The organism is Synechococcus sp. HJ21-Hayes (assembly GCF_024345835.1).
Lineage (GTDB): Bacteria > Cyanobacteriota > Cyanobacteriia > PCC-6307 > Cyanobiaceae > Vulcanococcus.
The window spans coordinates 112,931-133,346 of the sequence record NZ_JAGQBW010000009.1; the positions used below are offsets into that span (position 1 = coordinate 112,931).

Genomic DNA, 20,416 nt, shown 5'->3' on the forward strand with positions numbered 1-20,416 from the left:
TCCAGCGGGTTGACCAGGGTGGGGGGTTTGCCTCCATCGGCCGACGTTACGCTCAGCAGCAGATAACGGAGCTGCGGTGAGCCGTCCGCTGGTGATCACCACGGCCTTCTCCTATGGCCCCGGCGATCTGTGGCCGCTGCTGCACTCGCTCCGCCAGTCGGCGCCCACAGCCGACGTGCTGGTTCTCACCGCTGAGAACGATCTCGCCGCGCTGGAGCCGCTCCAGCAGAGCTTTCCCCGCCTCACCCTGGAGGCGGTGCAACGGCCACCCCGGGTGATCCGTGGCCGGTTGGCGCTTCCCCGCAAGCTGGCGTCACGCAGCCAACGCTGGCTCAGGCAGCGCCAGCAGAAGCTGTTGCAGCAGCCCAGCATCGCCATCGAAGAGGCGCGTCGATTCGGCCTGAGCACAACCCAGGCCCATTTTCTGATCCGGCGCTTCTTCTGGGCACGGGAGCGGCTCACACACCCGCGCTGGCGCGATCACGGCCCCGTGATGCTCTGCGACGTGCGCGATGTGGTGGTGCAGGGCGACCCATTCGCCGGCATCGGCGAGGGCCTGATCACCGGAGAAGAGTTCGACCTCTTCGATCACTGCGCGATCAATCGCCGTTGGATCCGCCGCGCCTACGGGCGCGACGCCGAACAGGAGCTGTGCGGCCATCCTGCCCTCTGTGCCGGGGTGGTGATCGGTTCCCGGCAGCAAACCCTGCTCTATCTCGACCTGTTCTGCCGTGAAGCGCTGGAGCTGATGCAGCGCCACGGCACCAGCTGCCTGGCGAATCTGGATCAGGCGATCCACAACCGGATCCTGCGCGGTTCCTCTGCTCTCCAACTCCAGCTCAGTGCCGTGAATGGCCCGATCGCCACGGTGGGGTGTGTTCCCGCGGAGGAAATCCAGGTGCCGGAGGGGCCTGGGCCCGTGCAGGTGATGGGTCGGGTACCGGCCGTGATCCACCAGTACGACCGACGCCCCGCCCTGGTGGAGCACGTGCGGGCCCGCCATGGCCTGAGTCACGGAGGCCATCCGTGAGCACCAACCCCGTGAACCGCATGGCCCTACCGCTGGCAGCGGCCGGCCTGGCCCTGCTGGTGTGGCTGCCGCTGGGCCTGGCCGGGGTGCCGCTCGACACCCCCGATGGCTTCCTGCACCTGGGCTGGGCCGTGGGCTGGGCCCGGCAGGTGCAGGGGGGCTGGCTGTGGCCGCTGTGGACTGATCTGCCCTGGGCGGGGGCGGGCAGCCATGCGCTACTGCTCTATCCGCCGTTGTTCCGGCTGCTGGTGGGGCTGCCGCTGCTGGCGGGGGTGCCCGCCGATCAGGCCCTGGCCGGGGCGCTGCTGGCGGTGCTGCTGCTGAATGCCGGCGGGGCGGCGCTGCTGGCGCGGATGTGGCTGCGGCCGGGGGGCTGGCGCTGGCTGCTGCTGGCCGTTGCTTGCCTCAACCCCTATTTGCTGGTGAACGTGTACGTGCGGGGCGCCTGGCCTGAGGCCCTGGCCCAGGCCTGGCTGTGGTGGCTGGCCCTTGGGTTGCTGGGGCTGGCCCGAGGCCGCCGCTGGGGCATCGCCGTGGCCGCCGCGGCCCTGGCGGGCGTGATCCTGAGCAACTGGAACGGTGCACTGCTCACCGGCCTGGTGTGGGCCCTGGCGGCGCTGTGGCTCTGGCGCGGCCCTGGCCTGCGGGGCTGGGGGATCAGCACGGCCCTGGGCCTGGGGATCACGGCACCGTTCTGGCTGCCGGCCCTGCGGGCGCTGCCCGGGGTGCGGGCGCCGATTCCGGCGGGCCTGCTGCCCCAGGAATTCTTCTTCGCGGGGCCGGCGCAGAGCACCACCTTCTCCGATCTGCTCTGGATCCAGGCCGCCGCGATCGCAGTGCTGCTGCTGCTGCGCTGGCTGGGCTGGCTGGGCTGGGGCTGGAACGGGCTGCGGGATCGCCAGGCCCTGCTGGCGGGCTGGGGCCTGGCGGTGGCCCTGATCAGCCTGGCGCTCACGCTGCCGCCAGCAGAGCTGATCTACCAGGGGCTTCCGCCACTGCAGCGCATCCAGTTCCCCTGGCGCTGGCTGGGGCCGGCCTGGTGCGGAGCGCTGCTGTGGCTGTGCTCCCCCGGCGCCCTCTCCAGTCGGCCGGGCCGGCTTCAGGCCCACCGCCGGCTGGCCCTGGGGATCTCCAGCCTGGCGGCGGCCGGGCTCTGGTTCGACAGCCTCAACCGCTTCCGCACCAACGTGCTCGGCCATGCCCCCAGTGCGGCCGAGCGCCAGGCCCTGCGCCAACTGCTGGCCTGCGACCCGCTCAGCCCCTGCCCCCAGGGCGTGGCGGCCCTGCCGGCGACGGGAGAACTGGCCAAGCGCTTTGTAGCCCTGCCCGATGGCCGCATCGCCCTAGCGGGCGTGCCCGATTACAGCCCCGCCGGCATCCCCGAAGCGAGCTGGAACAAGCGCCTGCAAACCTTCTGGCTGCCGGCCTGGCCGCAGAACAACTGGGCCCAATTCAGCGGGGCTGGCCGGGTGCACCTGCTCAGCCACGGCCCCAGGGAGCGCCGGGTGCTGGTGGAGGCCCGGGAGCTAGGCCAACTGCGGGTGATGCAGTGGGCGGATCCGGCCTGGCGGGTGCAATGGCGCCGCGCCGGCCAGCCGAACCAGCCCTGGCGTGATCCACTGCCGGCCGGCGGCCGCGACCGTGAGGGCTGGATCAGCGTGCCCCTGCCACCAGGCCAGTGGGAGGTGGTCCTGAGCTACGGGAGGATGGCGGAGCCCCAGGCGGCCCCATGCAGCCCTCACCCGCGCGCCACCACAGCCCGCTGCTGAGCGCCGTGGTGCCTTTCCTCAACGAGGCCGCCAACCTGCCGCCACTGATCTCCTGCCTGGAGCTGCAGCTGGGCGAGCTGGGGCTGGCCTGGGAACTGGTGCTGGTGGACGACGGCAGCACCGACAGCTCCCTCGCCGTGGCCCGGCGCGAACTGGAGCGCAGGCCCGGGTTGCGGGCCACTGTGTTGAGCCTGTCGCGCAATTTCGGCAAGGAAGCCGCTCTCACTGCCGGCCTGGAGGCCAGCCGCGGCGAGGTGGTGGTGCCCCTCGATGCCGATCTGCAGGACCCCCCGGAGCTGATCGGCCCGATGCTGGAGCAATGGCGCCAGGGCTTTGATGTGGTGTATGCCGTGCGGCGCCAGAGGGCCGGGGAGAGCCGCACCAAGCGCCTCACCGCCTTCAGCTTCTACCGACTGATGGGCCGGCTCAGCAGCACCAGCATTCCGCCGGACACCGGCGATTTCCGGCTGATGGATCGCTGCGTGGTGGAGGCTCTGCTGCAGTTGCCGGAGCGCAGCCGCTTCATGAAGGGCCTGTTCGCCTGGGTGGGGTTCCGGCAAACGGCGATCACTTACAACCGCGAGCCCAGGCACGGCGGCCGCAGCACCTGGAACTACTGGAAGCTTTGGAACTTCGCCCTGGATGGCATCACCTCCTTCAGCCGGGTGCCGCTGCAGGTGCTGAGCGGTGGCGGCGTGGTGATCGCCCTGCTAGCACTGCTCTACGGCGCCTGGATGGTGCTGCGCACGCTACTGTTCGGAATCGATCTGCCGGGCTACGCCTCCCTGATCACGGCTGTGCTGTTCCTGGGGGGGCTGCAACTGATCGGCCTGGGGGTGCTGGGGGAATACCTGGGCCGGGTGTTTGAGGAAGTGAAGGGCCGGCCGCTGTATCTGGTGCGGGAACGCTGGCAGCAGGGCCCGGCCCTGGAGGGGCCTCGATGAGCCTGCCGCTGCTGCTTCTCGCCGATACCAGCACCCCGGAGGCCCTAGGCAGCAAGTTCCTGCGGGGGGCAGCGGCGGCGGGGCTGGATCCGCAGCGGCAGCTGCAGGTGGCCTACAGCTCACCGGCGCCGGCCTTCTCGCCCAGCATGAACCGCAAGCGGGGCAAGGTGTTCTATCGGCTGGCCGACCGGCGCAGCTGGGAGTGGTGGGGCTTTCAGCGGGATCTGCTGGCGCGAATCGAGCAGAGCCAACCGCAACTGATGCTGGTAACAGGGATCCTGCCGCTAGCGCCGGCAGTGTTCGCCGCCGTGCGGGCCGGGGGCGGGCGGATCGTGAACTACCTCACCGACGACCCGTGGAATCCGATCCACCGGCGACGCTGCTTCCTGCGCAACCTGCCCCTTTATGACCACATCTTCAGCACCAAGCAGGCCCTACGCCAGCGGCTGGAGGCGGCGGGAACGCCCAGCACCAGCTGGCTGCCCTTCGCGTACGACCCCAGCCTGCACCACCCCCCAGCCAAGCCCGCTGAAGCCGGGGTGGATGTGGCGTTCATCGGCACGGGAGCCAGCGAACGGCTGCCCTGGCTGGAGGCCCTCAGCTCTTTGCCCGGCGTGAGCCGCCGCCTGCACGGCAACAGCTGGCGCGGCATCGCCACGCCGGGTTGGGAGCGCTGCGGGGCTATCACCGGCGAGGCCTACAACCAGGCCATCGCCTCGGCGCGGGTGGTGCTGGGCCTGCTGCGGCAGGCCAATGGCGACCTCTCCACCGACCGCTCCTACGAGATCGGCGCCATCGGCGGCTGCGGCCTGGTTCAAGACACGCCGGAACACCGGGCCCTGCTACCCCACTACCCCGATGCGGGCTTCTTCCGCAGCCCATCAGAGCTGCGGGAGCGGGTGCAGGCCCTGCTGGCGGATCTCGCCCTGCAGCACCAGCTGCGCCAGCTGGGAGCCGAGGCCCTGCGCCGGCCCGAGCACACCTATGCCGCCCGCCTGCGCTCGATCCTGGATTGGAGCGCCAGCCAGGGAGCCAAACAGCCATGAAGATCACGATCGTGGTGGGCGGGCGCTGGCACGCCTTCGATTTGGCCCGTGAACTGCACGAGCAAGGGCATCTGCATCGGCTGATCACCAACTACCCGCGCTGGTTCGTGCGGCGCTGGGGCATACCCGCCCAGAAGGTGGTGAGCCTGCCACTCACGTTCTGGCTGGTGAAGGCCATCTACAGGCTGGGGGGCGAGGCGCTGATGATGCGCTGCCAGTGGCAGGTGCACCGCTGGTTCGCCCGGCGGGCCGTGCGCCACCTGGAGGGGAGTGAGCTGATCCATGGCTGGTCGCAGTGGAGTGAGCCCTCGCTGCTCTGGGCCCGGGAGCGCGGCCTCCCCACGGTGCTGGAACGCTCCTCCGCCCACATCCTCGAGCAGAGCCTGCTGCTGCGCGAGGAGCATGCCCGCCTGGGGCTGCATTGGCCGCCCACCCATCCGAAGATCGAGGCGATGGAGCTGCGGGAATACACGCTCGCCTCAGCTGTAGCGGTGCCCAGCCTGTTCGTGGAGCGCAGCTTTGTGGCGCGGGGCTTCCCGCGCGAGCGATTGTTCCGCAATGCCCTGGGGGTGAATCTCGGCCAGTTCCAGCCCCCCAGCCAGCCACCAGTGCCCCCCGAAGCGAGCGGCCTGCGGGCGATCTATGCCGGTTCACTGTCAGTGCGGAAGGGAATCCCAGATCTGTTGGCCGGCTTTGCCAGCGCGGCTCTGACCAACGCCGAGCTGATCCTGGTGGGCGGAGAGACGCCGGAACTGGCGCCGCTGCTGGCCCAACAACCCGCCAACGTGACGTGCCTGGGGCACCGCCCCCAGGCGGAACTGGTGGAGCACTACGGCCGGGCCCACTGCTTCGTGATGGCCTCGATCGAAGAGGGCATGGCGATGGTGCAGATGCAGGCTCTGGCCTGCGGGCTGCCGCTGATCTGCACCACCAACACCGGCGGCGAAGATCTGCTGCGCCTGGGGTGCGGCGAGCCACAGCCAGGGCCAGAGGGGGTGCAGCAATTCACAGCCGGGTTCCTGGTGCCGGTGCACAGCACGGCGGCCCTGGCCTGGTGCCTGCGCCAGCTGGCCCTGGAGCCCGGGCTATGGCAACGCCAGCGCCAGGCCGCCCTGCAACTGGCGGCAACGGAACTGGACTGGGGGGCCTACGCCGAGCGTTCAGCGCTGCACTACCGGCAGTTGCTGGAGGCCGCGGCATGAGCAACCAGGAAGCGATCACGATTGTGCTGCCGGTGTACGGGCGCTCGGAGCTGCTGGAGCCGGCACTGGCCAGCGTGCTGGCCCTGGAGGAGGTGGAGGGCAGTCCGTGGCGGCTGCTGATCGCAGACGATGGCTCCGATGCCAGCACCCAGCAGTTCCTGCAGGCGTGGGTGGAGCGGCAAGGGGGCGAGCGCGTGGAGTGGCGAAGGCGTCCTCAGAACCTAGGCCTGTTCGCCAACCTCAACCAGGCGATCAACGAGGCCACAACGGAATGGGTGCTGCTGCTCTGCAGCGACGATCTGCTGCTGCCGACGGCTCTCACCAGGCTGAGCGAGTTATGGCAGCAATGGCCCGAGGCGGGCTTGATCCTTTCGAGCTTCCACTCCATCAACGCCGATGGCAGCCCGCGGCCTGCCGACAGCGCCTGGCATCACGACCAGCTCAGCCGCAACACGGCCCTGATCCCACCGGAGCGCTTCGTGCCGGCCCTGCTGCAACTGGGCAGCCTCAACGGCAACCTCACCGGCATGGCCTTCTCCCGCCAGCTGTGGCAACAGGCAGGCCCCTTTCGGGCCGACTGGCGCCATGCCGCCGACTGGGAATGGCTGCTACGGGCCTGCGAATGCGGCCCAGCGCTTCTGAACCGCGAGCCGATCGCCAAGGTGCGCACCCACGCGGCTCAACTCTCCAACAGCAATCGCCGCAGCGGCCATGAGCTGCAGGAAGTGGCTGAGGTGGTGGCCAGCCTGCGGAAGCACCCACTGCTGGCCGAGGAGCCACGACGGCATCGCTGGGCCGCGAAGGTGATGCAACACCAGCTGTGGAATCAGCTCAAGATACTGCCGCGCCACGGCCTGGAGCCATTGCTGCAGGCGCTCCAGCCGATCCATCGTGCCGCCGGGCTGCGGTGCAGTGCGCTGGCACTGCTGCACTCTGCCCCGCAACGCCTGCAAGGATGGCTGGAGCATCGAGGGAAACATGGCGGCGCTTAGGCACCTTGAGAGCACAGTCAGCGACAACCGCCTTCGCCAGCTCCTGGGACCTGCATCGGTTCTGCTGCATCCCATTTACGGGCTGCTTATCCTCCTGCTGGCATGCCTACCGCTTCTAGCGATAGCCAGCCAACCTCTAGGCATTCTCTTAGCAGCACTCAGCACCTACCTCCTCCTAACGGCTGTTCGACTCGAACAGCCATGGCTCCGCGTTAGTCCGCTTCCTCCACTCACAATAGTATGCCTAGGCTCCTGGATTCACTGTGGGATAGGCGGCGGAATCATCGCGATCAGTACCCCGGATTCAGCATCACCCTTTGCCGTAGGGATGTGGGCACACCTCCCAGAGGCTCAATTGCTATGGATCCTTTTTTGCGGATCATGCATCCTGGCATTTGCACTGAATCCGCCAATATCTTCACCAAGAACTCGCACTGAAGAGCCGCCCAACTCGGACTCGGTGATTAGCATTACAATAGCTTGCAGCGCAGTGGCATTGGGATCAATAGCGATTGGCTTGATCAGCGGAACATTGGACAGAAGCCCAAGCAGCTACCTCTACTGGGTTTCGCAACGCTGGCGCCCTGACAGCCTGCTCACAATGTTCGCCCGATTCAGAGATGTTTACTTTTTTTTGGCTCCACTGGCAATCTACAATGCCAGAAAGCACTGGCAAAGAGCCTTGTTAATCGGGGTCTTTGCAAGCTATGTAGTCATGGCCCTTCCACTCGGCGGCCGAGGCCTACTGTTGTGGCCTTTTGTCTACTCCTGCATGGGACTTTGGCTAACCCCGATCTCTCCTAAAAGGCTTAGGGCGGCACTGCTTACAACAGTAGCGTGCTGCCTTATCATGCTTCCATTAATTCAGGCCTATAAATTACAGCTTGTTAGCACCAACCAGCATCGATCTAACATTACTGGCAGACTAGAAGCCTTACAACAAGCCACCGCATCTCTCAATCCGCTTGGCTCAAATACATCCCATCAGTTGCATCCACTGGGAAGATCGATTTATGGATGCATTGACGCCCTTCTATTCCAGCCTCCAGCCTCAACGCGCCCCCGCGCAGGCTGGCATCGCATGGAAAACATTCTTACAGCCTGGATTCCTGAGTTACTTATTCCAAAAGCTTTCCCTGTTAGAGATGCTCATTTTATAGCTGCTGAAGCCAGTGGTCTCAGCAGGAAAGCAGCAGAGGCAAAAACCTACACATCCCATGATTGCGTAACTTTTGGCGCAGATCTCTACTGGAGAGGTGGCTGGCTGGCTGTGATACTGGGATCTGCAGTTGCAGCAGCTTTTTACCGCCTCATCAGCGAGTTGTGGTACCGATACGCGAGCTGGCAATCAGCGTGGCAGATCTTGCTTTTGACCTATCCTGCTACGTTCCTCACCGTTTACCCTTTCGGCAGCATCGGCGAAACAGCTTGGCTTTGGATGTGGGACCTGCCCAAATACATCATCATAATCTCCACAATCTGCCTCATCGCCAATAGACTGACCAACAACCAACAATCAATAGGAAAATGACGACGCTACAACTACTCCCTCATCGCTCGGACGCACGCCTGGCGGCATTAGCGACCCAGCACATTATTGGCCGATTAACACAAATTGAATCGGTTATCGATATTGGCTGCGGGGATGGAGTGGTGGGGACACTCCTTCCCGAGAGGTGTCGCTACCGCGGCATTGACTTGAGCAATGCCACGATCTACAAGCAAAATCAAGACGACACCCGGATCATTTACAGCGCACCCGAAGAGCTTGAGAGCTTGCTGAGCAACAGTGAGCCGGCAGATGCAGTCCTCATGCTGGACGTACTCGAACACACACGCACATTTAGCGAGCTCTTCAAACTAGCAATTCCCCTCGCAAATAATTTTTTGATCGTGAGCCTGCCAAACGAATTGTTTCTTCTTGACAGGTTAAGACTTCTCGCGGGCAAAGAACATCCCGCGCATTCACTGGACTTAATCAACTTGCCAGAGGGATTTAAGCACCAGTTCATCATCAATATTAGCAAAGCTCGTCACATCCTTAATCGGATTGCCATTGATCATGGATTTAGGCTTTCCGAGGAATGGGTTAGGCCGCTTATTGCAAAGAACAAAGCGATGCAGCCTTTGCTGTGGATTACAAGGCAAATCAGCAGCCCTCAAGTTTGGAGCATGGGGAGCATCTTTGTATTCAGCCGCGAAGCCTAGGCGCAATGCGAAAGCACGCACCGGTACATAAACGCTAACTTTTGACGCTCAGGCCATGAGATTCAAGGAGATTTATTTTTCAATGAAATTCACCAAGCCTCATATCACAAAGCAGGAAAAAAGCTGCAACTCACAACAGTATTTAACACAACCGCAGACATCATTTGCACCTTCCACTTCTAGCATTGTGTTGACACCTTTACGCCTGGAATATATATCTACGTTATTGCCCGCATACAAGAAGCCACCGGCAACGCACCGCACACAGGCGTCCAAAGCCATATGACCTCCACGATGAACCTGCCGCTGAACCGGAGTGATGTCTACGCATCTCCGCCCAATCACGATTTGATCAACCGCTCTAAGCGCCTTAGCGTGCGCCGGCTACTGGATGCCGGGGCTGGAACAGGCAGCAATCTTGAAGCGATAAAACAGCTACACCCTGATGCTCACACCGTTGCCATCACTTGCTCAAGTAGAGAAGCGAAGGCACTGGAGCATGTGGCTGCTCATACAATTACAGCTGACCTGAACCAGTTTCGCACTCTGTACGACTGGCAGCAGATTGGCTTAGGCGAAGGACAGTTCGACCTGATTCTACTCTCACACGTCCTCGAACATCTACAGGAGCCTGATCAGGCCTTGGCAAGCATCAGCATGCTCTTGGCACCCCATGGATTGGTGCTGATCGCACTGCCCAACGTCTGCCACTGGCGAACGCGTCTGCAGATTGCACGCGGGCGGTTTCGCTATCAGGATGATGGCGTACTGGATCGCAGCCACCTCCGCTTCTTCACCTACTGGACCGCCCTTGAACTGGTGCAAGGCTGTCACGGGCTGAAGCTGATCGAATACTGGCCTGTAGGGGGCGGCATTCTCGGCCCTCTGCGAAGCTGGCTTCCAAGGTCCGTATGCCAATGGCTCGACCATCAAGCCACGCAACGCAGGCCCAACCTGTTCGGGTTTGAAACGCACCTGCTGGCACAACGCTGCTGATGAAGGTTGGGTTCCACTGCGATTCCTTTTCCCTGAGGGGGGTCACCGTGGCGACCCTGGCCTATGCGCGCCTCTGGCAGGACCAGCTCGACCAAGACAGCGTGCTGATCAAGTGCGACGGGCAGACCCCATGGATCGTCGATCGTCCAGCAGCAGGCTACGCAGAACGGCTCAATATCCTCCGCTACACACACCCCTCAGAGCTTCCAGGAGTGATCGCTGAAGCCGGGCTCGATGCGCTCTACGTGCTCACAGCCGGCCAAGCCGAATCACGGTTTGCACAGCTCGCCATTCCGCTGTGGGTGCACGCCGTGTTCCCCAGCCGAATCAGCGACATTCACGGCAATCGCTATGCCTGCGTGTCTGACTGGCTCGCGAAGGAAGCCTTTAACGGGAAGATTCCTGCAGTGCCTCACATTGTGGATCACACGCTCAGCCAGGAAGATGGACCAGCCTGGCGCCAGCTGCATGGCATCCCTGCCGATGCCATCCTGATCGGCAGCATGGGCGGAAGCCATACATTTGATCTTGCCATCGCCAGATTCGGACTGCAGGAAGCCCTGCAGCGCAGCAACCGACTGTTCTTTGCAGCGCTCAATCACCAACCCTTTATCCAGCACGAACGCGCCCTTTTTCTTGCTGGAACCGACGATCGACTAGCGAAGGCAACGTTCATCCAGGCCTGTGATGCGATGCTGCACGGCCGAACCCAAGGCGAAACGTTCGGGCTGGCCTGCGCCGAATTCACAGCCGCCGGCAAACCGGTGCTGGCCTGGCGGCATGCGCCAGAGAGGCATCATCTTGAGCACTTCTGCCCACCCTCGCTGCAGTACTCCACGGCCGGCGAGCTCTGCAGGAAACTCCTGACGCTGGACCCCGCAGCCTGGAGCGGCACTAACCTCCAGATCCGCTGCCAACCATTTCGCGCTGAGGCCGTGGCACCGACATTCCAGACGGTCTTCGCTTCAGGTGGATGCCCCAGCGAACCGCCCCACTTCGGCAGGATCGACAAAACGCTGATCTTCAAGCGCCGCCTGCAGCGCTCGCTACGCGCGCGGCTGAGCCGGCGCCACCAACAACCCGTGGACCCAACACAGATCAAGTTCGATCCCGTGAGTGGCTTCCCGATGGAGGAATGAGGTGACAGGGTCCACCAGGCATGCAGCGGCCCTGTCGTTCGGCACACAGCTCTCTACGAAGGCCATCAACCTCGGCCTCTCGGTTGCGTTTGTGCGGCTCGCCCCGGCGGACTGCCTGGGCTACTTCACGTTGTTGATCGCTGCCGCCCAGCTGGTATGCAGCCTGGGCCGTGTTGGCACCAACTATTCCTATGCCGTTCTGCTTCCTCAACAGAAGAACAGCACGGCACGCCTGCGCCTCACCACCACTTACAGCCTCTTCGGCCTGACGAGCTCTGTTTTGGTGGCCGCCGTTGCCCTCTGTCAACTGGCTTACGCCAAGGGCATGCCAGAGGCGTTCCAGAGCCAGGCCTTGCTGTTCTCCGGGCTAACGCTCACCTATCTGCTGAGCGATTCGTTGTCCGAAACCGTCTGGAGCATTCACCTAGCGCGTGGCCGATTTCAGGTGGTGTTCCTGCGGGATGTGTGGCTGGCACTGGGGAAAGGCCTGCTGCCCCTGGCCGGTGCGCTGTGGCTGGGTGCTGCAGGGGTGGTGGGCGGGCTTGCCCTGCTCAGCCTGGTGAACTGCTGGATCGCGCTGACACTGCTGCAACGCCAACAGCCCACCATGGGTCTGCCGGCCCTCGGCAGTGTGTGGTCGTGGTCGCTGCTGCTCCAGCTTCTGAAGAAGGGTCTGCCATTCTTCAGCGTTCCCCTGGTGACAAATCTGATCCTGTGGCCATTGCTGATGAAGGTAGTGAACACCGCCGGCATCCACCAACTTGATGGACTGCGCATTGCGCAGATCTGTGCGCAGGTGATCGGCATCCTCAGCGCCTCGCTGATGCCAGTGCTGCTGGTGCAATCGAGCCACCAAGAACAGGCCGCTGGCCACCTAATGCATCAGCGGGCCTTCCAGGCCTGCTGGAGCCTCTCGCTGCTGATCTACTGCCTGTATGCCCTGAGCGACACCACCATCCTGCCGCTGGTGTTCGGCCAAGGGGCGGATGGTGCCATCAGAATTGCGCGAATTCTGGTTGCTGCAGCCGCCGTTCAGGGTTTAAGCCAGATCCCCATGCAACGCCCGCTCTCCACCACAGCTTTGACCCAGCTTTCGTTGCTGCAGATCGGCAGTTTGGCTCTGGCGGCCTTCATTGCCATCCAGGCATTTCAGCCAACGGGCGGCCTGATGGCTTATGCCATTATCAATCTGATTAGCCCGCTGATCACGGTGCTGTGTTTACCGGCTGCGCTGCGGCAGCGCCTCGTTCCCGAGCACAAAGGATTCCTGCCTCAGCTCTGCCTATCGTTGCTCCTTGTGACCACCTGCTTCCACCACGAGCAAGGACCCTTTCAGATCGGCCTGTTGCTGGCAACTGTTGTGGTGATCGTGTTGAGCAATCGCCAGCTGCTGGCTGCATTCCAGCCCAGGCCCTGATGCACATCACCCACGCCATGCCCGTGTATGCGCCGGCCTGGCAGTTCGGCGGCCCGGTGCTGAGTGTGAGCCGGTTGTGCGAGGCCCTGGTGGCGGAAGGCGTGGATGTTCAGGTGCTCACCACCAATGCCGGCCTGCCGGACTGGCCGCAGGACGACCTCGGGCAGCCCCGCCACTGGCGCGGGGTGAAGGTGATCCGCTACCCCGTGGACCGGCCCGGCGGCCCCATCCGCTCCCGCGCCCTCCAGCAGTCGTTGCCAGCCGCCCTGGCCGGTTCCCAACTGCTGCATCTCAGCGCGATCTGGCAGCCCCTGGGCTCGCCCCTGCAGCGGGCGGCCCTGGCCCAGGGGATCCCCGTGCTGCACAGTCTGCGGGGCGCGCTCGGCCCGTACAGCCTTAGTCGCGGCTGGTGGAAGAAGCTACCATATTTCCTGATCCAGGAGCGCCCGCTGCTGCAGCGCGCAGCGGGCCTGCATCTCACAAGCTCCCAGGAGGCCCGGGAGCTGGGCTGGCTGGGGATTCGGACGCCGCGGCACCTGCTGGCGAATCCCCTAGATCTCGATGGCCTACGGCCCGATCCGGAGCTGCGCCAGCGCTGGCGGCAGCGGCTGCAGCTGGCGGCCAACACACCGCTGCTGCTGGTGTGCGGCCGGCAGCACCACAAGAAGGGCCTGGATCTGCTGCCCCCTCTGCTGGCCGATGCACGCCAACTCGCCTGGCGACTGCTGCTGGTGGGCGGCGACGACGACGGCAGCGGCGCCGCCCTGCAGCGCCGCCTGGGCCATCTGGGGCTGGCCGATCGGGTGCTGGTGGAGCCCACCATGCCGGCCCACGAGCTGGCGGGCGTCTACAACGCGGCCGACCTGCTACTGCTGCCCAGCCGCCATGAGAACTTCGGCAATGTGGTGGTGGAAGCCCTGGCCTGCGGCTGCGCCGTGGCCATCAGCAACCGCACCGGCGTGGCGGACGATCTGCTGGCCAGCGCACCCCGTGGCTATGGCGCGGTGTTGCCACGCTTGCTGGGGGCCTGGCAGGCCTGGCTGGGGCCCTGGCTGGCCGCGCCGCAGCGGGCAGGAGCACCGCTGGCGCAGTGGGCCGCCCACCGCTACGGCCAGAGGGCGGTGGCCCGCCAGGCGATCGAGATCTACCAGCAGATCCTGCAGACTCGCTCGCACACTCCGCCCCTGCCCTAATCCGCAGACGCTCCCCGCCCCATGGCCAGGCCCGCCTCCAACCCAACTCCAGCGGAGCCGCCGCCGCAGACCGTGGCGGGCGTGGTACTGTGCCTGAACGAAGCCGTCAACCTGCCCCGCTGCCTAGCATCCATGGGCTGGTGTGACGAACTGCTGGTGCTGGATTCCGGCAGCAGCGATGGCAGCCAGCGATGTGCCGCCAGCCTCGGGGCGCGGGTGCTCGAGCATCGCCAACCGGGGCGGTTTCTGATCAGCGACCAGCGCAACTGGGCCCTGGAGCACGCCGGCCTGCAGAGCACCTGGGTGCTGTTCGTCGATGCCGACGAGGAGGTGGGCCCCGCCTGTCGAGCCGCCATCCAGCGCTGCATCGCCGCGCCGAACGCGGCGGAGGGCTACGAACTCACGCCGCGCTACTGGTTTCTGGGGCGCTGGCTGAAACGCACCCAGGGCTACCCGAATTGGCATCCGCGCCTGCTGCGCCGCGGCCTGCTGCGCTTCGAGGGGGGGGTGTGGGAAAGCTTCAGCGCCGGTGGGCGGGTGGAGCGGATTCCTGAGCCCTACGAGCACTACGCCTTCAGCAAGGGCATCGACGACTGGCTCGAGCGCCACCGCCGCTATGCCGACTGGGAGGCCGAACGGATCACCAGCTATCTGGCGAACGGCGATCGCCACAACCTGGGAACCCGCCGCTGGTTGCGGCTGCGCCAGCTCACGGCTCGCCTCTGGCCGCTGAGGCCCGCCCTGCGCTTCGGCCAGAAATACGCACTGCAGGGAGGCTTTCTGGAGGGCTGGCAGGGCCTGCTGTTCGCACTGCTGATGGCCGGCTACGACCTCATCACGGCGGTGAAGGTGATCGAGCGGCGGCGGCAACGCCAGGGGTTGCCGTTGTGAAGCCCCCCTCTGCGCCCCGGCTGCTGCTGATCAGCGAACACTTTGCACCCAGCACCGGCGCCACAGCCCAGCTGATGAGCGACCTTGCCCGGGGTCTGCATCAGCGCGGCTGGCGGCTCACGGTGCTCACAGCCACGCCCGGAGCTCCGCTGGAGTTCCCGGTGGTGCGGCTCAATGGCCCAGCCCGCGGCGATGCCGCCGCTGTGGGGGTGCTGAGCAAAGCCCTGCAGGGTGTGCGCTTTCTGCTGGGATCGCTGCTGTGGTGCCTGCGCTGGGGGCGGCCAGGGGATGGGGTGTTGATCGTGTCCAACCCGCCGTTCATCGGCCTGCTGGGGCCGCTGATCCGCCTCGGCCGAGGGCTGCCCTACGTGTTCGTGTTCCAGGATCTGTTTCCCCGTTCGGCCGTGCTCAGCGGCGTGCTGCCGGCGGCAGGGCCCCTGGCAGTGCTGTGGCGTGGCCTGATGGCCGCGGTGTGCGGCCGCTCCAGCCAAACCGTGGTGCTCAGCCAGGCGATGGAAGCGCGCCTTCGGCGCGATCTGGGCCGCCAGCTGCCGCTGACGGTGATTCACAACTGGGCGGTGGAACGCGGCAACGGCAGTCGGCGGGAGCACAGCCGCTTCGCCCGGGAACACGGCTACGCCGAGCGCTTCAGCGTGCAGTATTCCGGCAACTTCGGGCGCCTGCACGATCTGCTCACCCTTCTGGAGGCGGCGCGCTTGTTGCGCCAGGAGCCAATCCAGTTCGTGTTCATCGGCGGCGGTGCCAAACAGGGCCAGATCGAGGCCTACCACCGCGGTTTCGCGCTGACCAACGTGCTGCAGTTGCCCTACCAGCCCCGCCGGCGGCTGCCGGAGAGCCAGGCCGCCTGCGATCTGGCAGCCATCGGCCTGATCCCCGGCGCGGAAGACACGGTGGCTCCCTGCAAGTTCTACGGAATTCTGGCCAGCGGCCGGGGGGTGCTGCTGATCGCGCGGCACAGCTGCGATCTGGCCCAGCTGGTGCTGCGGGAAGGCTGCGGGCTGGTGGTGGAACCCGGTGAAGCGGCCGAACTGGCGGAGCGGCTACAGGCCCTGAGCCGGCACCCAGATCAGGTGCGGGAGATGGGCGAACGCAGCCTGAGGCTCTACCAGGAGCGTTTCGGCCTGGAGCGTTCCCTGGCGCGCTACGAAGCCGTGCTGCAGCAGCTGCTGGAGCGGGCCGGATGATCCTGCTACTCAGCTACGACGTGCGCCGCAGGGGGGGCATCGAGCGCCTGAGCCTGCAAGTGCAGGCCTGCCTGCAGCAACGGAACATCGCCGTGCGGCTGCTGTGTCCACAGCGGATCGGGCCCTGGGGCGTGGGCCGGCAGCTGGGCCGACTGTGGTTCCTGCTGCGGCTGGCCTGGTGGCTGCCCCGGGCTGAGCTGGTGCTGAGCATGCACGCCCTGCTCCTGCGGCCAATCCATTGGCTGCGGCCGCTGCGCCGCCGCGGCCAGGCCCTGCGCTGCTGGCTGCACGGCATTGAGGTGTGGGGCGCTGCCCTGCATGGCGTGCAAGGGGATCTGCTCGGCTGCCAGGGATTGATCGCCAGCAGCCACTTCACCCGTGAGCAGCTGCTGGAGCAACCAGGCGCCTGGCCACCGGTGGCCGTGGTGCATCCGATGGCTGATCTGATCGATGGCAGCGCAGCACCGTCGCCCCTGCCGGCGGAGCTGCGGCTGCTCACCATTGCGCGGCTGGATGCCGCTGAGCGCTACAAGGGCCATCGCCTGGTGCTGGCCGCCCTGCGCCAGCTCCTTGAGCGGGATGCGCTGCCGGCAGGCTTGCAATGGCGCGTGGTGGGCGATGGCAACGATCGCTCCGCACTGGAGGGCGCGTGCGCAGAACTGGGGCTGTCCCCCTGGGTGCAGTTTCTCGGCGCTCTGCCTGATGCAGCCCTGCGCGAGGAGCTGCGCCACTGCAGCCTGCTGCTGATGCCGAGCGCCTATGCCATCCAGCCCAACGGCCGCGCCTGCGGCGAAGGGTTCGGGATTGTGTATCTGGAGGCTGCCCAAGCCGGCCGCGCTTCGATCGCCTGCAGGGAGGGCGGCCAGGCCGATCTGATCGAGCACGGGCTCAACGGCTGGCTGATCCACCCCAGCGCCAACGAACTGGCGGAACTGCTGCTGGAACTGGCTGGCAATCCTGAGCAGCTGGCCCGTGCAGGAGCCATTGCCCGGGAGCGCGCCCAAACGCGCTTCAGCGGCGCCATGTTCCAGAAGCAGCTGCTGCGGAGCCTCTGAGGTGGACTGGTTTTCTGGACAGGCCCCATCGTTAACCTCTGAGGCGGGGCACCGCCCCTGAAAGGGGCTCCCACCGATGAGCAAGCGCGGTGACTGCCAGGAAAGATGACGCCCCTGCTGCCGTTCAAGCAGCCATCGTCAACGTAGCTGATGTGGGTTCAATTTCTGTTGACGGTGGGTTGATTCAAACCACTTCTGGCTGACGCCAACAGCGGATCGATCGTGACCAGCGCAGTGGATTGCGCTGGCGTGCCTGTTCGTAGACGACAGCCCGGTGACGGCAGATCTCCACAGCATCACCGTTGTGGCGCTGATGGGGCGTCACGAACTTGATGCCGCTGTGGCGGTGCCGGTGGTTGTACCAATCCACAAACGCCGCCACCCATTGGCAGGCAGTCTCCACGCTCGTGAATGGCCGGCTCGGGTACTCAGGACGGTATTTGGCCGTCCTGAACAGCGATTCCGAGTAGGGGTTGTCGTTGGACACCCGTGGCCTGGAAAAGGATCTGAGCACGCCCAGCTCTTCCAGCCGGCTTTCCAGCGTGGCCGCACGCATGGCATTGCCGTTATCCGCGTGGAGGATCAGAGGTTGGCGGCGTCTCTTGCTGATCCGCTCTCTCAAGCAAGCCCTGCTCACCAGATCGGCTGCAATGGCTGGGTCTTCTCGTTCGGCGACATCCCAGGCCACCACTTTGCGGCTCCAGACATCGATCACCAGATAGAGGTAGAGCCAGATCCCGCGCACGGTGGTGGGCAGGTAGGTGATGTCCCAACTCCAAACCTGATTCGGTGCTGCGGCCCGCAGACGTGGAACCGGCCTGGGCTCCTGGGGTGGCCGTGCTCGACCACGCCGATGGGCTTGGCCATGGGCGTGGAGCACCCGGTAGAAGCTTCGCTCTGAGCCGATGTACAGGCCCCGATCTGCCAGTACAGGCACGATCTGGCCCGGCGGCAGTGCGGCGAATTCCGGTTCGTTGCAGGTCAGCAGGATCCGCTGGCGCTCTTCTTCGCTGAGGCGATGGGCCACGTGGCGGAAGCTGCCCTTGCGACGGTCCACACCGTCCCCATCACCCGCAAACTGACGGCGCCAGCGCTGCAACGTCGACAGGCCCACGCCCAGAAGCAGAGCCAGCTCACGAGCTCGGGCACCGTTGATGATGCCCTCGTCGAGGATCTGCAGAGCCTTCTGGCGGTCGTCAGGCGACGTCAATCGTCCCCGTCCTCTCCCCAGAAGGCCTGAATCTTTTTTGAGGCGATCAGCAGTGCTGCCGCCTCCGCCAGAGCTTTCTCCTTGCGCCTGAGCTCCTGCTTGAGCCGCTTGATTTCCCGCTGATCCTGGGCACGGAGCCGTTCAAGCTCCTTCTGCTCTTTCAAGGTGAGCACTGGCTTTTCATTGGCATCCTGGGATGCCTGCCGCCAGCGTTCCACTTGTTCCGGGTACAGACCCCGCTCGCGGCAGTAGGCGCTTAGCTCGGTGACGTTCAGCCCAGCGGTTTCCAACACCACCGTGAACTTGTCGGTGGCACCCCAGCCCTCAGGATCCTTCTCGGATGCCGGCACCACCTCTCCCTGCAACCGCCAGGTCTTCCTCCAGTTGTAGAGGGTGACCACGTGAATGCCCAGCTCGACTGAGATCTGGGCCACGCTCTGGCGGTGCGGCGGACTCATCCGCCTTCTCACATCAGCTTTGACGGCCTCGGTGTAGCGACGCATTGCTCTGCTCCATCAAGCCCCCTGGTGGAAAAGTGACCGGAATGGAGAGGCGTCAACTTTCCTGGCAGAGGGGGGTGAGGGCGGCAGCATTAGCGTCTGCTCCAAGTTCCAGGGACGGAAGGACTTGGGCTTGACCATGCCCCATTCTCCTGCCCAAAACCGTTGCCATCACTGGGATCTGGGCAAATCAGTCGGCATCTGTGGAGAGATCGAGCTCCGGCCTATGCGCGACACGCTCCTAGGCGGACAGCACCGAAAGGACCAATAGAATCAAGGACCGAACCACACAAACAGCCTTAAAAGTCTCTATCCGAGAAACTGCGGACTTTTCTAAACAAACCAAGGAATATCGCCCTCGCAGCAACCTTAACGACGGCAATCATTGCCCTATCAATCGGCGGCACAACGGCTATCGGGCACATTCCTTACTGCTACATGCAGTTACTGCCTGTTAATGCCCTAAGGGAGGTCCCCATTGGCTCGATCGCTTATCCGCACAGCTAACTACCCCTCGAGAACACAGCATTCGCAATTATCCCTAGATTCACATCAGCAAGCCCGCCTTATGTCAATGACTTCTGGAAACAGGAGGCCTACTGGCTCGGCATTATTTGCAAACAACTCATCACGCCATACATTTATCATTACGCCTTAATCAAAACAGCGTGCCCCTTTTTCGGGAAGCACTTGGGAGCCATCAGCGCCTTAATGGTCGCCCTGCTTCCGAGCACGCTGATGCACTTTCTATTTCCCTATAGCGCCCTCACATCTGCAGCACTCTATGGGTTTATCATCAGCACGCTTTTCTGCGAAAAAAGCCAGCTGCACGGCGGGGACTCACTGCCGCATCCATCAGCGCCCTGGCGTTATCACACAATCTATTCAGCTATATCACAACGCTCCCTCTTATCCTTTATTTTTTGATCGATCTATTCAGTAACTACCGCAAGATCAGCAAGAAGATCATTTCAGCTGCGCTCATCGTGCTGACCACTCCCATCGGCTGGTCTATCAAGAATTATCTCATCTTTAGCATCACGGCTCCGACATCTTGGAGTGGCTGCGCACTGGGCCAATCCGTAACGGCAGCTCTGCCTAGCAACAAGGAGGTCGACACGAATCTGCAGGATGACTGAGCAAGAGCCTTTAAAAACACACAGAGCGCCCCAATACACAATCCCCAAGGAAACCACCCGTCGCCAATCGTCCTTCATAAGCGCATGAAGGACGAAAGCATTCAAAGCTGGAACCGTCTTTCAGCGGTCAAGTCCTGCCAAGAATCCTATGAATATAACAAAAAACTCCTGCAGCGCAATCCCGAGCTACGGCAAGAACTCCTAGCCTCAATACAGCCAGGCTTTAAATTCTACGGGAACTTGATCAACGCGGCCTACGAGAATCCGGCAACTCCTATAATTGCAAGTACTTGGCACCCGCCTCTTTGGCATCTTTCACCAGGAATTGCATACATCCTTCTACTCAAGCTCCGCTAAGGAAGCTCTGGAAAACCCCAGCGATCCACGGGACAATGGTGCTGTGATCACAGGCCAGGACTGGATTGATGGGTGGCAAGCAGCTCGGCTTCTCGGACTACGAGCTGACGACGGCCAAAAAGC

The 20,416-nt window shown here is 64.0% G+C and carries 18 protein-coding genes; 16 read left to right on the forward strand and 2 right to left on the reverse strand.

The genetic code is table 11. The annotated features are described in order from the left end of the window. Window positions 1-76 precede the first annotated feature (76 nt). The 15 genes from KBZ14_RS09045 (at window position 77) to KBZ14_RS09115 (ending at window position 17,087) form a co-directional block, all read left to right on the forward strand. Entirely contained in the window at window positions 77-1,030 is a 954-nt protein-coding gene (locus KBZ14_RS09045) for a hypothetical protein (RefSeq protein WP_255117994.1), read from the forward strand. After that, the gene (locus KBZ14_RS09050) at window positions 1,027-2,799 is read left to right on the forward strand and encodes a hypothetical protein (protein ID WP_255117995.1); all 1,773 of its coding nucleotides are present in this window, start codon (window positions 1,027-1,029) and stop codon (window positions 2,797-2,799) included. Before KBZ14_RS09045 ends, KBZ14_RS09050 begins: the two co-directional genes overlap by 4 nt. Beyond that, window positions 2,760-3,743, forward strand: coding sequence for a glycosyltransferase family 2 protein (locus tag KBZ14_RS09055; protein ID WP_255117996.1), 984 nt, complete (start codon window positions 2,760-2,762; stop codon window positions 3,741-3,743). Before KBZ14_RS09050 ends, KBZ14_RS09055 begins: the two co-directional genes overlap by 40 nt. After that, window positions 3,740-4,789, forward strand: a complete 1,050-nt coding sequence (locus KBZ14_RS09060) for a CgeB family protein (protein ID WP_255117997.1) — start codon at window positions 3,740-3,742, stop codon at window positions 4,787-4,789. The genes KBZ14_RS09055 and KBZ14_RS09060 overlap by 4 nt, the downstream gene beginning before the upstream one ends. Next, on the forward strand, window positions 4,786-5,991 hold the full coding sequence (locus KBZ14_RS09065) for a glycosyltransferase family 4 protein (protein WP_255117998.1): 1,206 nt from the start codon (window positions 4,786-4,788) through the stop codon (window positions 5,989-5,991). Before KBZ14_RS09060 ends, KBZ14_RS09065 begins: the two co-directional genes overlap by 4 nt. After that, window positions 5,988-6,983 carry a glycosyltransferase family 2 protein gene (locus KBZ14_RS09070; protein WP_255117999.1) on the forward strand — a complete coding sequence of 332 codons (996 nt, stop codon included), beginning with the start codon at window positions 5,988-5,990 and terminating at the stop codon, window positions 6,981-6,983. The genes KBZ14_RS09065 and KBZ14_RS09070 overlap by 4 nt, the downstream gene beginning before the upstream one ends. Before the next feature lie 601 nt (window positions 6,984-7,584). Beyond that, the gene (locus KBZ14_RS09075) at window positions 7,585-8,514 is read left to right on the forward strand and encodes a hypothetical protein (protein ID WP_255118000.1); all 930 of its coding nucleotides are present in this window, start codon (window positions 7,585-7,587) and stop codon (window positions 8,512-8,514) included. Continuing rightward, the gene (locus KBZ14_RS09080; RefSeq protein WP_255118001.1) at window positions 8,511-9,191 is read left to right on the forward strand and encodes a methyltransferase domain-containing protein; all 681 of its coding nucleotides are present in this window, start codon (window positions 8,511-8,513) and stop codon (window positions 9,189-9,191) included. Before KBZ14_RS09075 ends, KBZ14_RS09080 begins: the two co-directional genes overlap by 4 nt. Before the next feature lie 294 nt (window positions 9,192-9,485). After that, the gene (locus KBZ14_RS09085; RefSeq protein ID WP_255118002.1) at window positions 9,486-10,187 is read left to right on the forward strand and encodes a class I SAM-dependent methyltransferase; all 702 of its coding nucleotides are present in this window, start codon (window positions 9,486-9,488) and stop codon (window positions 10,185-10,187) included. Window positions 10,188-10,234: 47 nt separating this feature from the next. Further along, on the forward strand, window positions 10,235-11,326 hold the full coding sequence (locus KBZ14_RS09090; RefSeq protein ID WP_255118003.1) for a glycosyltransferase: 1,092 nt from the start codon (window positions 10,235-10,237) through the stop codon (window positions 11,324-11,326). Window position 11,327: 1 nt separating this feature from the next. Then, on the forward strand, window positions 11,328-12,743 hold the full coding sequence (locus KBZ14_RS09095; RefSeq protein WP_255118004.1) for a lipopolysaccharide biosynthesis protein: 1,416 nt from the start codon (window positions 11,328-11,330) through the stop codon (window positions 12,741-12,743). Beyond that, entirely contained in the window at window positions 12,743-13,936 is a 1,194-nt protein-coding gene (locus KBZ14_RS09100) for a glycosyltransferase (RefSeq protein WP_255118005.1), read from the forward strand. The genes KBZ14_RS09095 and KBZ14_RS09100 overlap by 1 nt, the downstream gene beginning before the upstream one ends. Before the next feature lie 21 nt (window positions 13,937-13,957). Next, window positions 13,958-14,827: a glycosyltransferase family 2 protein gene (locus KBZ14_RS09105; RefSeq protein ID WP_255118006.1), complete on the forward strand. Its 870-nt coding sequence runs from the start codon at window positions 13,958-13,960 to the stop codon at window positions 14,825-14,827. Next, the gene (locus KBZ14_RS09110; RefSeq protein WP_255118007.1) at window positions 14,824-16,032 is read left to right on the forward strand and encodes a glycosyltransferase family 4 protein; all 1,209 of its coding nucleotides are present in this window, start codon (window positions 14,824-14,826) and stop codon (window positions 16,030-16,032) included. The genes KBZ14_RS09105 and KBZ14_RS09110 overlap by 4 nt, the downstream gene beginning before the upstream one ends. Further along, a complete protein-coding gene (locus KBZ14_RS09115; RefSeq protein ID WP_255118008.1) occupies window positions 16,029-17,087 on the forward strand; it encodes a glycosyltransferase family 4 protein in 1,059 nt (352 codons plus the stop codon). Before KBZ14_RS09110 ends, KBZ14_RS09115 begins: the two co-directional genes overlap by 4 nt. Window positions 17,088-17,271: 184 nt before the next feature. Here KBZ14_RS09115 and KBZ14_RS09120 read toward each other — a convergent pair whose 3' ends face one another. Both KBZ14_RS09120 and KBZ14_RS09125 read right to left on the reverse strand, forming a co-directional pair. Continuing rightward, complete coding sequence (locus tag KBZ14_RS09120; RefSeq protein ID WP_255118009.1) at window positions 17,272-18,297, reverse strand: IS3 family transposase; 1,026 nt, start codon at window positions 18,295-18,297, stop codon at window positions 17,272-17,274. Continuing rightward, window positions 18,294-18,755, reverse strand: a complete 462-nt coding sequence (locus tag KBZ14_RS09125; RefSeq protein WP_255118010.1) for a hypothetical protein — start codon at window positions 18,753-18,755, stop codon at window positions 18,294-18,296. Before KBZ14_RS09125 ends, KBZ14_RS09120 begins: the two co-directional genes overlap by 4 nt. 965 nt (window positions 18,756-19,720) lie before the next feature. Between KBZ14_RS09125 and KBZ14_RS09130 the strand changes: the two genes are divergently transcribed. After that, window positions 19,721-19,936 carry a hypothetical protein gene (locus KBZ14_RS09130; RefSeq protein ID WP_255118011.1) on the forward strand — a complete coding sequence of 72 codons (216 nt, stop codon included), beginning with the start codon at window positions 19,721-19,723 and terminating at the stop codon, window positions 19,934-19,936. Window positions 19,937-20,416: the final 480 nt, after the last annotated feature.